The following is a 15,174-nucleotide window of genomic DNA, read 5'->3' as shown; positions in this document are numbered from 1 at the left end:
TACCTTTCATTTTTCAAAAGATGACTTTTCTGGATAGCGTTCTTCTAATAATTTTTTGAAAAGTATAATATTTCTTTCATCAATATTAATACTATCATTCACACATAGTAGTTTTCGCTTCTTATTTCCAAAAATTTTCTTCAGCTTATCAATTTGATTTAGCTCAATTGATTCACCCATATTTTTTGAAATTGGATAAAACTCATTACTTTCAATTTGCCAGTGCTGACAAATATACTGATTCACATCCACCCCATAATTTCTGAATTGATTCCGTGACGTTCTATCCAATACCTCCGACTCGATTTTCCAAAGATGAGCTAAAGTACTCTTTTTCATTGGAACTGGAAGATGTTGATTTACATACCCCGTAGGGCCCCATGGAAGTAATAAGATATTCTTCAATATTAAAGCACCATATCTATAATTAAAAAATTTCCAAGGCGAAGACTTTAAGGCTTGCTTTTTGGGGAAATGACGATAAATCAATTCAACGTTATTATGATAAGTGTTTGTATACGAGGACCATGGAACTAAAGCATCGTAAACTGCTAAAAGCCTCGGTTTATTATTTTTGAAGAAATCTGAAGGCTTTACATCTTTTATCAAATACATGTCATCGTTAAAATAAATAAAATTTTCAGACAAGCCTTCAATTCTATGAAGATTTAACTCAATAGTCGCAGAATTAAAAGTTGGAAGATAGGATTCTGGAATAAATTCCTTATGTGATATAAATCTCAACTTTGGATGACTAAGGTTCAGCCAGCTCGGCTTTTGACCATTCGTAATTAAATAAATATTATTGACCCACGGTGCATGTCTCTCAATCATACGAAACCAATACTGAAAAATTCCATATTCTCGATAACGCTGTTCACCATCAGCGTCTGCATTTAACGATTCCTTTTGACTAGTTACTCTTTGTTTTTCCTTAATAAAGTTAGGATCATTCCCATCTACCCATAAAACAACAATATCAATTTTATCCTTCATTATCTTTGTTAAACTCTTCCTCTACAACATGTAGGGCACGTTCAATGACCACATGCATGTCGTAGTATTTGTAGTCTGCTAAACGTCCGCAGAAAATCACCTTATCATTCTGTGCTGCTTCTTCTTGATACTTAGCAAACATAGCATTGTTTCTCTCATCATTGATTGGATAATAAGGTTCATCTCCTCGTTTCCAATCTGCTGGGTACTCACGAGTAATGACCGTTTTATCTTGTGTGCCGTACTCAAAATGTTTATGCTCAATAATACGAGTATAAGGAATTTCTCGTTCTGTATAGTTTACAACTGCGTTTCCTTGATAGTTTTCTTCATCTAGAACTTCATGCTCAAAACGAAGACTACGGTATTCTAACTCACCATGTTTATAATCAAAGTATTGGTCAATCATCCCTGTAAAGACAACTTTTTCAGCAGAAGCTTCTAATTCTTGACGATTGGCAAAAAAGTCAACTCCAAGTTCTACTTCCACATCCTTCAGCATATTTTCGATAATAACATTGTACCCTCCAATTGGAATCCCTTGATAACGGTCGTTAAAATAATTATTATCAAAGGTTAAACGAACTGGTAAACGTTTAATGATAAACGGTGGAAGGTCAGTCGCAGAACGTCCCCATTGCTTTTCAGTATATCCTTTAATCAATTTTTCATAAATATCTAGACCGATCAACTTAATAGCTTGCTCTTCCAAGTTTTTAGGTTCAACGTCCTTCATATGAGCCGTTTGCTCAGCAATCTTATTTTTCACTTCTTGAGGAGTTTTTGTCCCCCACATAGCATAGAAAGTATTCATATTGAAAGGTAGATTATAAAGGCTACCCTTATAATTAGCTACAGGCGAGTTGATATAGTTGTTAAATTCAGCAAATTGATTAACATATTCCCAGACTTTCTTATTAGAAGTATGGAAGATATGTGCACCATATTTATGAACATTAACCCCTTCTACATTCTCACAGTAGATATTCCCACCAATGTGGTCACGTTTATCAATAACTTTTACTTTTTTTCCACGCTTGGTTGCTTCATAAGAAAAAATTGCTCCAGACAAACCAGCACCAACGATTAGATAATCGTACATATTACACTCCTTTATTTTTTAATAATTGTTGTTTTAACTTACTTAAATCGATTACTTTAAAAATCAAAATCAAACTAACATAAATTATTGCTCCCAGAACAGCATATAATCCCACATTAATCATCGCTGATACATTTAGGAATTGTTTTATAAATAGTAGGATACCATACATAACTCCAGATGAGATTATAATTTTGATTAATGAACCTATAATGGGCACCTCTCTCAAATAAGAACGAGTATAGAATAACTGTATCAACCATACTAGTACCTCTGTTAAAACAGATACAATTGACGCACCTATATAGCCCAGCTTTGGAAGCAAGAGAAGATTTAAGCCCACACTAACAATAGCAGGAATTGTTGTTGACAGCATAAATTCTTTATTTTTATTATGAGGTATCAAAATTTGAATCCCCATAATATTGGTCCAACCAATAAAGAACATTCTAAAAATCATAATTGCTATCGCATAACGTGCCTCTTGAAAATCTTGCCCGAGGAAAAAGGTAACAAAATCATCATTTACAATTAACATTCCTGCCATAATGGGGAAAATTACCAAATTATAAATTAGAAATGACATCTCATGCATTTTGTTAACGGCTTTATGATCCCCTGATGATAAAAGATTTGAAACTCGTGGCAACATGACACTACCTAACGAAGTCACTAGTGTTAATAAAATATTAACAAGTCTCCAAGCTTGGTCATAAATACCTACATCTCTTGCTGAAGCAAGAACCCCAAGCATAGTGCTATCTAATGTCACATAAAGCGATATAGCAATCTGAGGTAAGAATAATAAGATGACTGGCTTCAAATGCCGTTTAGCATACAGCAAATCGAAGTGTGGTTTCCCAATAAATTCTTTTGCTGGTAACCACATACTTAATTGTCCTAACAATTCAAAAGTGGTTAGTAAAAAAACATATAAATATAAATCATTTGATGATCTTATGAATAGAAAAATAGAAATAACACCAGCTAATTTCACCGTAATATTTCTTACTGTAATCTTTCGAAAATTCTCTAAACCTTGAAATAACCATGAAATATCTAAAGCTTTAGAAATCAAACTAAAACCTAAAATATAAGCCACAGGATTTTTCATAGTAGGTAAAATAAGACATAATACAACATACAGCACAAAAGAAAAAATAGCTGCCCCTAGCTGTAGAGTATAAATGCCCCAAAAATTCCTACAAATGTCTTTCTTATTACTTGAGATTTCCTTGGTAGCATAGTTAGCTACTCCTAAGCTAGCTAGCAAAAGAAAATAGGTAACAATAGAGCTGAAGAAGCTATAGGTTCCTAAAGCTTCTGATGAAAATACCCTCGTAACGTATGGAGTTGTGATGATAGGTAGTATTATGAGTAGTAACTGATAAGAAAGATTATAAGCATAATTTTTTATTATTTTCATAGTCTTACTTCTCTTTTTTCCTTATTTTGGATATCATACAAATTAGCAAAAATTGTAAACATAAAAATATTGTATCCTGGTCTTATCCAGAAAGCTTCAATCATACAGTTAATTGTAATAAGAGATAATAGGGCTAGAAATAAATATTTTTTTTGCTTATGAACTTTTTTTGAAGCAAACACATAAATCAATACTAGCAATACAACAGGAATTAATCCATAATAAAATAACATTTGGATATAAGATGAATCAACATAGTTATAACTGTGAACCGACTCGGTGGTCCCACCATAGCCAATAAACTTTACTCCAGCTTTACCAAATAAAGGTAAACCATATGTATCCAGTGCATTTTTACCTAAAAACAATCTCATACTAAACAGATTATTTAAATTCACATAGAACGAAGAAGACCATGTGAAAAAGTAGGAAACATAAAACATGAAAGTAGAAAAAATAAGAGCAAAATATGGCATTATACTGTATACTTTGAATTCTCTTTCTTTAGTATAATACATGATTATGAAAATCAAAGTTGCGGCAAGAACTGATAATGCATTTAGTCGTGCATCACAAAATTTTAGTATAAAGAATGCTAAAGATAGTCCTACAATCGTTCTGATAAATATATATTTTTCTCTAAGCAAATAACCCCAAGCAATAAATAGGTAAAAACAGTGAGAAGCAAAATCAGTTGGATAGATGAAACCAAATGAATTTCTAACTACTAAACTAGATGAGCGAATTTGAGCAAATTGTAAATTAGGTACTACTCCTAAAATTGAGAGTAGAAATATTAACAAAACAATTATACCTGATACACCCACATATGTTTTCAAAACTACATCAACATCTGCTTGATATAATAGTATAATCAACAATGAATACAGAAGAAAATTGGTACCACCTGTACGTAAAAATACTATAATACTTGTCAATATCAATAAAATACTCGATATAATATAAAATGCACTAAATTTTTTTATAAATAAAAATCTAAAAATCAATAATAAAACTACACATATTAATAAAATCACGGGAATATTAGGTAGTGTCCTATTTAACATTGTAGTCGTAATAGTATCATATCCCGTAACTATAGTTAATACAAAAATCACCAAAAGGTTCTCAAATTTAATTTTTAACATAATATCCTTTTTACTGTTAGTTTTTAAAAAATTATTTAAAAACAATCTTACGTAAGACTCGATTCATTTTTAATTTTTCAATAAACAATACTGTTCTGAATTTTTTTCTGGCAAGTAACTCTATTGTCAACCTCCTAAGCAATAAAGAAAAGTTCTTGTTCTTTATTAAAACACCATAAGAACCAATGATTTGATAAGTTTCTCCTGAAAAAATGTCATCAAATTGTTCATTTTCAATAATGCTTCTTAATAATCTTACCCTATTTTTTTTTGTATCTTCTAAATTAGCAATTTGAAAGGCAGAACTTACAATAATCTTCGTTTTTATCTCTTTCAACAAAGAATAATCTTCTATATGAAATTTTTTCAATAGTTGTTTCAACTCCGCAAGCTCATTTAGTTGAATTTCAATTCTAACTGGGTTAAATACTGTTAAAGCAGAACCACTTCTACCAGCTATATAATTGTATAGACAAGGTTCAATAAATCGGATAGTTTCTAAGTGCTTGTATACTTGAAAATTAAATAAAGTATCTTCCCCAATGGTTTTTTTTGGAAACTCAATACCGTGCTCTAAAATGAAATCTTTTTTATAAACTCTTGACCAAACATTGTACATCATATCTGTCCTAAAGAAATCTACAAAATTATTAATAAAATCTTCATGAGTTAATATTCCTATTTTACTATATCTATGTGCGCGACAAGATATTGCGACCATATTTTTTTCTTTTACTTCATTAAAACCAAAGCATAAAACATCCCAATTATCATTTATATATGGAGCAAGCTCTATAAAAAAAGACTCTGTCAAATAGTCATCTGGATCTACAAAATATAAAAATTTCCCATTTGATAGAGCTATACCAAGGTTCCTAGCTGCTGCCACTCCACTATTTTTTATATGTTTCACCTGAATATTAGGGAAGTGAGATTTGAAGTCATCACATATTCTTCCACTTGTATCAGTCGATCCATCATTAACCAATATAATTTCATAGTCTATTAAAGTATTTTGTTTAAGTATAGAATTCAAACATCTTCTTAGGTAAGCTTCAACATTATAAACAGGTATTATAATACTTAACGTTACATTGTTCATCGATTTTTCATCCTTATCTTATGAAGTATGAATTCAAAAGTCCATTTTTCTTTCTTAAATTTTTTCTGAATAACCCTCTTTATATGTTCCCAGTAAATTTTGTTTTGAGTCGCACTTTTGATTTCTTCAACTGATAATTTATTACCATTAACTAAACGGTTCGGAACAACATAAAATTGTTTATTTTCTACAACTTCAGGACATTCAATATTTCTTTTTTGGAAATGAACATATAGAGGTTGAGTTGTCACTATATTTCCTTTTTTTAACTCTATCGATTCTAGACCTTTTAAGTCTGTCCAATAATAATATCTTTGTACTTTTTTCTCACCATTACATCTAAAAGAAAAACAAGAAATATCTAAATCATGAAAGCAAGTTACTTGTAATTGATTCATTCGAGAGAGTTCAAAAAGTTTCTGAACTCCCTCTTGCTCATCAAAAATAAAATTTTTACTACTGGTATAAACATTTTGGTAGTCCAATCGATAACTCATACCAACGCCCGTTTTAAAAATAGTGTTTACCTCTTTTATATTTTTGTATATCTGAAGGTGACCTAAAAGTCCATATCTATCATATTCTTTTGTGAAAAACTCATAATCTTCTAAAAATTGATAAATATCTCCTAATAAGATATCCGTATCACAAAAACCCCAATAATCATACCCAATTAGCTCATTTTCAAAAATCAATCCATAAGCTGGTTTATAATCACATAGCTTATAAGGATCATCTAGCGAAATTTCAAAGTTAAATTTTGATTGAATTTTCTTTTTTAAATCAGAAAAGGTCACTCTATTAAAATGTATATTTCTTGCATTTAATAAAGAGAACTGCTCAACTGGCTGATCCGTAAAGATTTCAAAATCAATATTCTTATTTCTTCTTGCTGTCATTAAAAAATAAGGGAAAAATTTTGGAAATTCTCCAAAGTACGGGATAATGATTTTTATTTTTTTCATTTATTTGAATCATCCTTATTTTAAATTTTTATATAATTATGAAAGATTTTTTAAAATATCATATTAACAAATTTCAGAGATTTATTTGAATAAATAAAATTGTTTTGTTATTTTCTAAAGAAATTTTTAACATTAAAATTTAGAGCTTAGCACTAGTTTTAGTAGTTCCTTTATGTATATTGAAAATCTATATTATAATTAATTTTTAAAGAGTTTCAACTAAGACCTTTTTTTTAAAATCTTAGCAGGTACACCACCAATAATAACATTGTCTGGGAAATGTTTCGTTACTACTGAGTTAGCAGCTACAATACAACCCGATCCTATACTAGAACCATCTAAGAATACTGCACCCGCCCCAATCCAGCAATTATTTCCAACAGAAATTCCTTTTCTATTGACACCTTGTTCTCTAATTAACTTATCAGCATCATCGTAATTATGATTTTCTGAGTGGAATCGTACATTTTGGCCCGCAATAACATCATTTCCAATAGTTATTCCTCCTGCTGCTCCAAATAAACAAAATTCTGAGAAAGAAGAATTTTTTCCAATTCTTAAACCTTTACCCATATTTTTTATTGAACCAGTTCCTATAATCTGGGAATAATCTCCTATTTTCACATTATTCGCAAGTTGAATACCATTTTCCGATAGCGCATCTATCATTACATAATGACCAATTCTTACATTATTCCCAATATATAATTTATGTTTGGCAGAAATGGATACACCTTTACCTATAAAAAAACGACTTCCTCTTTTTCCAAATCCTATACTACGAATTACACCATTTATTAAACCTAAACTATAAATAATTCCTTTTTTCATGACGTAATTTATTGGGACATCTGGGTGAATATCAATATCTCTTCCAGTGATTATTTTAACTATTCTTTTTATATTCATTTATTATTCTTTCATAAAATCTTTTTACTTCAATCATATGTTCTTCCATGGTATTTATAATTTGTTCTTCATATTCTGTACTTTGTATTTTGTATAATAAATCTTGTTTATCTCGAAATACATATGATTTTGAAAGCAAATCTTTAGATCCCACATTCTCACTAACAAACACCTTCACACCATAGGATAACGCTTCTATCGTAATCAGACCAAATGTTTCTTTCCATTTACTAGGTACGATAAGAATATCTATATCAGAGTAAATCGTATCAATATTTTTTTTTGTAAAATATCCATTTTGTTGAATATAGGTAGGACACTCTCTATTAGGTAAATGACCATAGGTTTTAACTTCATAATTTTCTTTATCAATATCATTTACAAAATCAATAAAATCAAAATAACCTTTATAATCTTCATCTGGACCAATATAAGCTATTACACTTTTATTGCGCTTTTTTCTATGTACATTTCGTTTTCGAATATTACTATTAGAAATAGAAATGATTGCTTCTGCTTGAGGAAGCACCCCGTTTTTTATATAAACATCCCTTGCTACACTACTATTAAATAGATAAGCATCAATTAAATTAAAGATTTCATTATAATATGAACGGATATCTCTATAATTAATAAGCTCTGTTTTCTCAGAAACTTCTATACTGCTCTTAGATTTTAGATTTTTTCTTAACACTTTCAATGCTCTCCTAATTGTCGGATAAAAGGGAACTTGAAAAAAACGAAGTTTCTTCACACTGAGAGCATTTGAAGACATTATATTCCAAGATGTATTAGTATTGTTTTCACTATAATCTACTCCGTTAAAGAAAAAATTTGGTACTGGTGCCAATCCATAATAGTCATGACTAGTAAAAAATATCTTTATACCTAATTCATGGGCAGATTCAAAAAATTCTTTATGTATTCCCATTAATGAGTGTACATGAATTATATCTGGATTAATTTTTTTTAGAAAATTATAATAGACCCTTTTATCACATTTCTTCATAAATTCATCCGGCTCAGTAAAACCTCCGAATAATGCTAATGGCAAACTATTTATTAACTCGTAGCACTCAAAACCTCTTGATTTTGCAGATTCTATAACTAAATCATATGAAAAAATTTTAATTCTACCTGGATACAGTGCTATTACTTCATACCCTGATTCAACCTGCTGATTCATCAAATCTTCTGCATATTTAACAAGTCCACCTGTACGTGATGGCTGAAAACCTAAAGTATAATGTAAAATTTTCATTTAATAAATACTTCCTCATAATTCGACACAATCTTTTCCCATGTGAAAGCTGAGAGGATTCTCTTGCTTGAGTTAAAATCCAAGTCAGCTATCGTTGCCTGATCAAATTCTTCTACTTCCTCAATGACGCTTGCCAACTCATCTTTTTTCCAATAAATAGCCCCGTCTTCACCAACCTCACGGTTAAAACCAACATCTAGCAACAAATTCAGTTTTGTTGATGCTAGAGCTTCTAGTAGAGAAGGGTTTGTCCCCCCAACCTCATGCCCATGGAAATAGGCAAAAGCATTTTCACGAATGTACTTGAGCAACTCTTGGTCATAGACTGTACCGACAAATTTGACCCTAGGATCTTTATCAAAACCAGTATCCTGTAACAACTGATCGTAAAATTTATTCTGCTCCACATTTGTGATGAGGACAAAGTCCTTCTTGGACTTGGACTTGATAAATTCACGAATCATGGTTTCGTAGTTGTTTTCAGGGACGAATCGTCCCACCACTAGATAATAACCATTTTCGTTAATTCCTTTTTCCTGATACCAGTTCCGAACCTTTGTGTCTTCTGCTTTCAGATTTGAAGGAGCAGTATCAGTACCATAGGCAATATAGGTGGTCTCTGGTTGATACTGTTTATAGTCCTCCTGAATATATTGTTCAATATTTTTGCTATCGCATACCAGTAAATCAGCATGCTTGACCATGAGTTTCTCTGAAAATTTCCAGTACTTACGAACTGGCATGCTCCACTTTGCTCGCAACCATTCATGGCCATCTGGATTCACAAGCAAGGTGCCCCCAATAGCTCGAATTTTTCTCTTAATTCTTGAAATAAAAGGACCAATACGACAAGCCAGAATGTAAAAAATGGGAGCTTCGTCCTTGTTTTCCTTAGCCAATTCAATAGCCTTGTTGACTGCTGCAATATCGTAAGCGATGGCGCGGGCTGGTCCGATATTGGGCACATCAACATTGAAACAAATGGCTCCATTATGCTCAAACCGGTCTTCCGTGATACCAGACTTGGCTGAATTTTCACGCATACAAGCAACATAATATTGTATGTTGCTGTCTTTTTGGTATTCGGTTAATTTTTCCACAAAGGTTTCAAACCCTCCATATTTGGCAGGAATCCCTTTTGAACCAATGATATAAACTGCTTTTCTCATATCACTCCTACTTTATTTTATAATAAAACAAAAATTATTTCGCTCCATCTTTCATTACTACAACTTTTATTGTCTTCAGTAAAATCTCAATATCTTTCCAAATTGTCCAGCCATCTAAATAAGTAACATCTAATTTTACTACATCATCGAAGTTTGTAATATTACTTCTACCACTAATCTGCCAAAGGCCTGTAATTCCAGGTTTAAAACTGAGACGACGTTTTTGTTCGGGTGTATACTTCATATACTCATCTAAGGTTGGTGGTCTAGTACCAACTAAACTCATATCGCCTTTTAGAACATTCCAAAATTGTGGCAATTCATCTAGACTCGTCTTTCTAATAAAGTACCCTATCTTTGTCACACGTGGATCATTTTCAATCTTAAACATCCCACCCTGCATCTGGTTCTGACTCATCAAATCCTTCTTGATTTCCTCTGCATCTACTCTCATAGAACGGAATTTATAAAATTTAAATATACGTCCATTTCTACCAACCCTATCCTGGGCAAAAATAGCAGGACCTCCATCTTTTTTTATCAAAGGAACAAGAAAAATAGACACTATACCACAAATCACTAGACCAAATAAGGATCCGATTATATCTATCATTCGTTTTAAAGCAACATCACTAGAACGATAAAAGGTTGTTGAAAAATTAACCACACTAGAATTCCCAAAACGTTGAATCGCTTTTTCACTATTGGTTACAAATTCTAAAGCCGCAATATTAACAGCTACTGGCAAGCCCATCATTTCAAATTGAGAAACAAAATCTGCAATTAAAAAATTTTCACTTGGAAGATTAATCACCACTTGATCTACTACTGATCTCGTAGCATAGGTTACTAAGTTATCCAACGTAACGATTGTCAAATTAGAAGACTCAAAATGCTCATCATCCACAATACAAACAGCTGAAACATAGCCATACTCATAACTAGACAGTTGCTTTAGTACTCTCTCAACTCGTGCACGTGTGGTCACTAGCAAGATACGCTGAGTATATTTTTTTTGAAGTGATAGATATTTCCAAATCTTACGAATCCAAATATTGACAATCATTAGCATAATTGAATTTATAGTCACAATGCATAATAGATTAGCTAATGATAAATATGGTATATTTGGTTCTAAAATAGGAAAAACTATACAGGATAAGAAAATATAAACCAGTATATATTTTAACGTTTGTATACATTCCTCTGCAAGGGTCCGGTATTTGAAATTTTTACTATATGCACTAATGTAGTAAGAAATAGTGTGAACCACCATCAGGAATACCAGAAGTTCATGACTAGCTAATACAAACGATAACAGATAAATTGGAAACAGTTGTATTATGAGAATCTCTAGTTTTCGAATATTTGATACTTCTCTCAAAACTACCTCCTAGGTAACTCTACCTACTTCTTTTTCCCATAATTTCCATAGGAACCATAGGCTCCATAACCACCATAAGCTCCATATTTTTCAACTTCGGTGTTGAATTTATTTAGAACCACACCTAAAAAAGGAGTTCCTGTTTGTTCTAACTGTTCCTTTGCCTTTAAGATATCACGTCGTTTTGTCTCTCCAGCTGCCGTAACCAAGATAGAAGCGTCACATTTTTGTGTAATGATAGCGGCGTCAATAACCATCCCAATCGGTGCAGTATCCACAATGACATAGTCAAAATACTTACGCAAGGTATCAATCATGGTATGGAAATTTTCACTCTGCAGGAGGGCCGTTGGGTTAGGTGATATCGGTCCTGCCTGAATAACAAATAGGTTATCAATATTGGTATCACAGAGACCATTTGAAAGATCAGTAGTTCCAGCTAAGAAGTCAGTTAACCCAGTAATTTTTTCCCTTGACTTGAAGACACCAGACATAACTGAATTACGGATATCCGCATCAACTAGCAATGTTTTATAGCCTGCACGCGCGAAAGCCCAGGCGATATTAGTTGACGTTGTCGATTTTCCTTCACCAGGTTTGACAGATGAAATAGCAAGAACTTTTAAATTATCACCACTCAATTGAATATTGGTACGCAAAGCATTATAGTGTTCTTCAGCTTTTTTAGCAAAATCTAAACGCTTTTTTGAGATTTCTAATGTTGGCATGTTTTCTCCCTTACTTTAACTTATCCAAATCTGGAACAATTCCTAAAAGTGCAACCTGCATGACTTCTTCGACATCTTCTGGTCGTTTGACACGATCGTCCAATAATTCAAGCAATACGACTGCAACAACCATCACTGCTCCACCTACTAGGAAAGCAAGTGCAGTATTTCGACGAATATTAGGTGAGGATGGTGTTATTGCTGGTCTAGCTTCCTCTAATGTTGTTACATCAGATACACGAGTTACCTTAATGATTTTTTCAGCTGCCACTTCACGAAGAGCATTTGCGATACGACTTGCTTCTTCTGGTTGATCATCCTTAACAACGATCGATACGATACGAGTATCTACCGGTACTGTCACCTGAATTTTCTTAGTTAGTTCTTTAACTGTTTTCTCTAATTTAAGATTTGAAATGACTTTTTCCAGTACATCTTGCGAAAGGATAATTTCCTTATAGTCTTTTACAAGATAGGTACCTGCCTGCAAATCCTGATTCGTCAACCCTGTATTTTCAGATTGATTGCGACTAACAACATAGATTCGTGTTGTACTAGCATATTCCGGTTTCAACACAAAACTACTCAAGCCAAATGCAAGTAACGCTGTCACAACCGCAGTTAGTATGATAGCGAGTTTCTTCTTCCAAAGGATTTTAAATAATTGAACAACATCAATTCCGATTTCTTTATTTTCTTTCATGTCAACTCCTAAATAATTTGATCTGCCAAGATAAAGCGAGGATTTTCGATAAATAATTCTCTCGCCTTTCTTTCACCGTATTGTTTTGAGACGATCTCATAAGCTTCTTTCATGTAAGGCGGTCTTTGGTCTAAATTGTGCATATCGCTCGCCACAAAATGTACCAAATCACGCTCTAGGAAATAGCGAGCTCGTTTCTTCATAAATTTATATTTATCCCCAAATAACTTTGGTTTTAAAATACTTGAGCTATTGATTTGAGTGTAGCAGCCCATGTCAATCAACTCTTTTACCCGTTTTTCGTTATTTTCTAATTCATGGTAACGTTCAATGTGGGCAACTACAGGCGTTATCCCAAGCATGAGAACATTGCTCAAGGCAGTATGGATTTCCCTGTAAGGGGTAGCCATACTAAACTCAATGAGAGCATAGCGTGTCCCATTGAGACTTGGAATCACCTGTTTTTCTAACTTCTCAAGCACATCATGGGTATAATAAATCTCTGCTCCATAGAGAATGGTCAAATCTGGAGCCACTTCCTTGGCTAACTCCTTCACTTCTTGGAAGTTTGTCTCTATCGTCTCCTCAGGAGTTTCAAACATTCCTTTTCGTCTATGCGATGTCGATACAATAGTCCTTACACCTTGTCTATAGGCTTCTGTCAAAAGCGCCTTGCTTTCTTGCTTAGTTTTCGGACCATCATCCACACCAAATACGATATGCGAATGAATATCAATCATTTTGTCTTATTTTCCTTCCATCACATCATTGATTGCAGCCTTGACTGACTCTAAACTGCTGTCACTAATTTCCATCATGTAGAGGCTACTCTCAGGCATGGCATAGGATGGTAAATCCATACGCCCTGTTCCTTTAAGATCTTGCGAATTGATCTTATACGTTCCACCACTCTCAAGTTGGGCATTAACCAGGTTCATCATGGTTTCAAGTGGCATATTGGTTTGAATCGAATCTTGCAGCCCTTTTATAATACTGTCATAATTTTTCAAAGCTTCCGTAGAGGTTAATTTTTGCAGAATTGCAACAATGACCTTTTGCTGGTTACGGCCACGATCCCGATCACCATCTGCCAAAGAATAGCGCTCACGCACAAAGCCAAGAGCTTGCTCCGAATCAAGATGAACATTCCCTACAGGAAAATGAAACTTACCATGCAATGATGTAAAATCCTGATCATTATGAACATCAACCCCACCAAGGAGATCTATCAACTTCAAGAAAGAAGTGAAATTCAAACGAGCATAATAGTTCAAGTCAATACCGTAGAGATTTTCCAGGGTATGAATTGAAGCATCTACCCCATAAATCCCCGCATGGGTCAACTTATCTTTTTGGTTGTTGCCACCATCTGCAATTGGAACATAGGAATCACGAGGTGTCGTTGTCAAGAGAATCTTTTTCGTTTCACGATTCACTGTCATAATGATATTGACATCCGAACGAGAAACTGAGCTAATTGGACCGTAAGTATCAATTCCGCTGATATAAACGTTGAAACTGTCACCTTTGACATCTTTTGGAGTTTCAACCGTCTTGGTTAATTCTTTGGTATAGATTTTCTTAATTTTCGAAGCATAGTCAGGATATTCCGATTCGATAATGTTTTCAAAGACACTGTTTAGAATGATTGCCTTTGTATCACCGGCTAGCAAGCTCTTATAGGCCGCAAGATAGGAGCTACTTTCTTCGACAGTCAATTCCTTATTTTGACTAGCCTTCAGATCATTCATCAACTGTTGGATATTATCCTTATCCGTCCCAGTAGGCCCCATTACACTGGTTACCTGACTGATATTATCAATTGGACTATCTGCTAACACCGCAACACTCATCGAATAATTCGAGTAATTCGATGTCGCATTCAGGCGACTGGTAAATCCAATGAACTGCCCTACGGCAAAGAGAGAAGTACCAGTGATTAACACACCAAGTAGTAATAAAATCAACGTTAGATTTTGAACTTTCTTTGACCGAATTAAAAAGAAGCACAAGATAGCTAAGGCTACAATTAAGACAGTGACCACTATATTGAGATATCGGAAGGCTAGCATATTGTACTTGAAAATCAAAAACAACAAAAAGACTGCTAGTAATGCATAGATAGCTAGCAACCCCCAACTAATCAATATTTTTGTTTTACCCTGACGAGCTCGCTTCGAAGATCTACTCACGATATACCTCTATTATCAATTTTTATTTCATTTTATTATATCATAAAAAAATACACTTGTGAGATAAATCCGCTTAGGTAAGGCGTTTT

At 33.2% G+C, this 15,174-nt stretch carries 14 protein-coding genes; all 14 read right to left on the bottom strand.

The annotated features are described in order from the left end of the window. Positions 1–6 precede the first annotated feature (6 nt). The 14 genes from O3599_RS04900 to O3599_RS04835 all read right to left on the bottom strand — a co-directional run bounded on the left by O3599_RS04900 (position 7) and on the right by O3599_RS04835 (position 15,085). A complete protein-coding gene (locus O3599_RS04900) occupies positions 7–999 on the bottom strand; it encodes a stealth family protein (protein ID WP_025169761.1) in 993 nt (330 codons plus the stop codon). Then, positions 986–2,098: a UDP-galactopyranose mutase gene (gene glf, locus O3599_RS04895; RefSeq protein WP_247939369.1), complete on the bottom strand. Its 1,113-nt coding sequence runs from the start codon at positions 2,096–2,098 to the stop codon at positions 986–988. The genes O3599_RS04900 and glf overlap by 14 nt, the downstream gene beginning before the upstream one ends. Before the next feature lies 1 nt (position 2,099). Then, entirely contained in the window at positions 2,100–3,524 is a 1,425-nt protein-coding gene (locus O3599_RS04890; protein ID WP_024056597.1) for a flippase, read from the bottom strand. Continuing rightward, the gene (locus O3599_RS04885) at positions 3,521–4,672 is read right to left on the bottom strand and encodes an O-antigen ligase family protein (protein WP_023946619.1); all 1,152 of its coding nucleotides are present in this window, start codon (positions 4,670–4,672) and stop codon (positions 3,521–3,523) included. The genes O3599_RS04890 and O3599_RS04885 overlap by 4 nt, the downstream gene beginning before the upstream one ends. 31 nt (positions 4,673–4,703) lie before the next feature. Beyond that, on the bottom strand, positions 4,704–5,774 hold the full coding sequence (locus tag O3599_RS04880) for a glycosyltransferase (RefSeq protein WP_023946621.1): 1,071 nt from the start codon (positions 5,772–5,774) through the stop codon (positions 4,704–4,706). Next, positions 5,771–6,739 (bottom strand): DUF6625 family protein, encoded by a 969-nt coding sequence (locus tag O3599_RS04875; protein ID WP_143952880.1) that lies wholly within the window; start codon positions 6,737–6,739, stop codon positions 5,771–5,773. Before O3599_RS04875 ends, O3599_RS04880 begins: the two co-directional genes overlap by 4 nt. Before the next feature lie 219 nt (positions 6,740–6,958). Next, positions 6,959–7,648 carry a DapH/DapD/GlmU-related protein gene (locus tag O3599_RS04870; RefSeq protein WP_143952879.1) on the bottom strand — a complete coding sequence of 230 codons (690 nt, stop codon included), beginning with the start codon at positions 7,646–7,648 and terminating at the stop codon, positions 6,959–6,961. Next, positions 7,626–8,909 (bottom strand): glycosyltransferase, encoded by a 1,284-nt coding sequence (locus O3599_RS04865; RefSeq protein WP_143952878.1) that lies wholly within the window; start codon positions 8,907–8,909, stop codon positions 7,626–7,628. Before O3599_RS04865 ends, O3599_RS04870 begins: the two co-directional genes overlap by 23 nt. Beyond that, positions 8,906–10,078, bottom strand: a complete 1,173-nt coding sequence (gene cps2T / locus O3599_RS04860) for a beta 1-4 rhamnosyltransferase Cps2T (RefSeq protein WP_004258263.1) — start codon at positions 10,076–10,078, stop codon at positions 8,906–8,908. The genes O3599_RS04865 and cps2T overlap by 4 nt, the downstream gene beginning before the upstream one ends. A gap of 34 nt (positions 10,079–10,112) precedes the next feature. Continuing rightward, the gene (locus O3599_RS04855; RefSeq protein ID WP_371512167.1) at positions 10,113–11,462 is read right to left on the bottom strand and encodes a sugar transferase; all 1,350 of its coding nucleotides are present in this window, start codon (positions 11,460–11,462) and stop codon (positions 10,113–10,115) included. Between the two features lie 23 nt (positions 11,463–11,485). Continuing rightward, positions 11,486–12,190 (bottom strand): tyrosine-protein kinase, encoded by a 705-nt coding sequence (locus O3599_RS04850; RefSeq protein WP_023946628.1) that lies wholly within the window; start codon positions 12,188–12,190, stop codon positions 11,486–11,488. Positions 12,191–12,200: 10 nt separating this feature from the next. After that, complete coding sequence (locus tag O3599_RS04845; RefSeq protein WP_000662188.1) at positions 12,201–12,893, bottom strand: Wzz/FepE/Etk N-terminal domain-containing protein; 693 nt, start codon at positions 12,891–12,893, stop codon at positions 12,201–12,203. A gap of 8 nt (positions 12,894–12,901) precedes the next feature. Continuing rightward, a complete protein-coding gene (cps4B, locus tag O3599_RS04840) occupies positions 12,902–13,633 on the bottom strand; it encodes a capsular polysaccharide biosynthesis protein Cps4B (RefSeq protein ID WP_000565389.1) in 732 nt (243 codons plus the stop codon). Between the two features lie 6 nt (positions 13,634–13,639). Then, positions 13,640–15,085: an LCP family protein gene (locus O3599_RS04835; RefSeq protein WP_371512165.1), complete on the bottom strand. Its 1,446-nt coding sequence runs from the start codon at positions 15,083–15,085 to the stop codon at positions 13,640–13,642. Between the last annotated feature and the right edge of the window lie 89 nt (positions 15,086–15,174).

Source organism: Streptococcus sp. 27098_8_103 (assembly GCF_041432345.1).
Lineage (GTDB): Bacteria > Bacillota > Bacilli > Lactobacillales > Streptococcaceae > Streptococcus > Streptococcus mitis_BV.
Note: the sequence above shows the minus strand (reverse complement) of the source record. Positions and strands in the feature narration are given on the sequence as shown.

Coding starts and splice junctions, on each gene's coding strand:
- glf (WP_247939369.1), bottom strand. CDS start 2,098: ATGTACGATTATCTAATCGTTGGTGCTGGTTTGTCTGGAGCAATTTTT.
- O3599_RS04890 (WP_024056597.1), bottom strand. CDS start 3,524: ATGAAAATAATAAAAAATTATGCTTATAATCTTTCTTATCAGTTACTA.
- O3599_RS04885 (WP_023946619.1), bottom strand. CDS start 4,672: ATGTTAAAAATTAAATTTGAGAACCTTTTGGTGATTTTTGTATTAACT.
- O3599_RS04880 (WP_023946621.1), bottom strand. CDS start 5,774: ATGAACAATGTAACGTTAAGTATTATAATACCTGTTTATAATGTTGAA.
- O3599_RS04875 (WP_143952880.1), bottom strand. CDS start 6,739: ATGAAAAAAATAAAAATCATTATCCCGTACTTTGGAGAATTTCCAAAA.
- O3599_RS04870 (WP_143952879.1), bottom strand. CDS start 7,648: ATGAATATAAAAAGAATAGTTAAAATAATCACTGGAAGAGATATTGAT.
- O3599_RS04865 (WP_143952878.1), bottom strand. CDS start 8,909: ATGAAAATTTTACATTATACTTTAGGTTTTCAGCCATCACGTACAGGT.
- cps2T (WP_004258263.1), bottom strand. CDS start 10,078: ATGAGAAAAGCAGTTTATATCATTGGTTCAAAAGGGATTCCTGCCAAA.
- O3599_RS04850 (WP_023946628.1), bottom strand. CDS start 12,190: ATGCCAACATTAGAAATCTCAAAAAAGCGTTTAGATTTTGCTAAAAAA.
- O3599_RS04845 (WP_000662188.1), bottom strand. CDS start 12,893: ATGAAAGAAAATAAAGAAATCGGAATTGATGTTGTTCAATTATTTAAA.
- cps4B (WP_000565389.1), bottom strand. CDS start 13,633: ATGATTGATATTCATTCGCATATCGTATTTGGTGTGGATGATGGTCCG.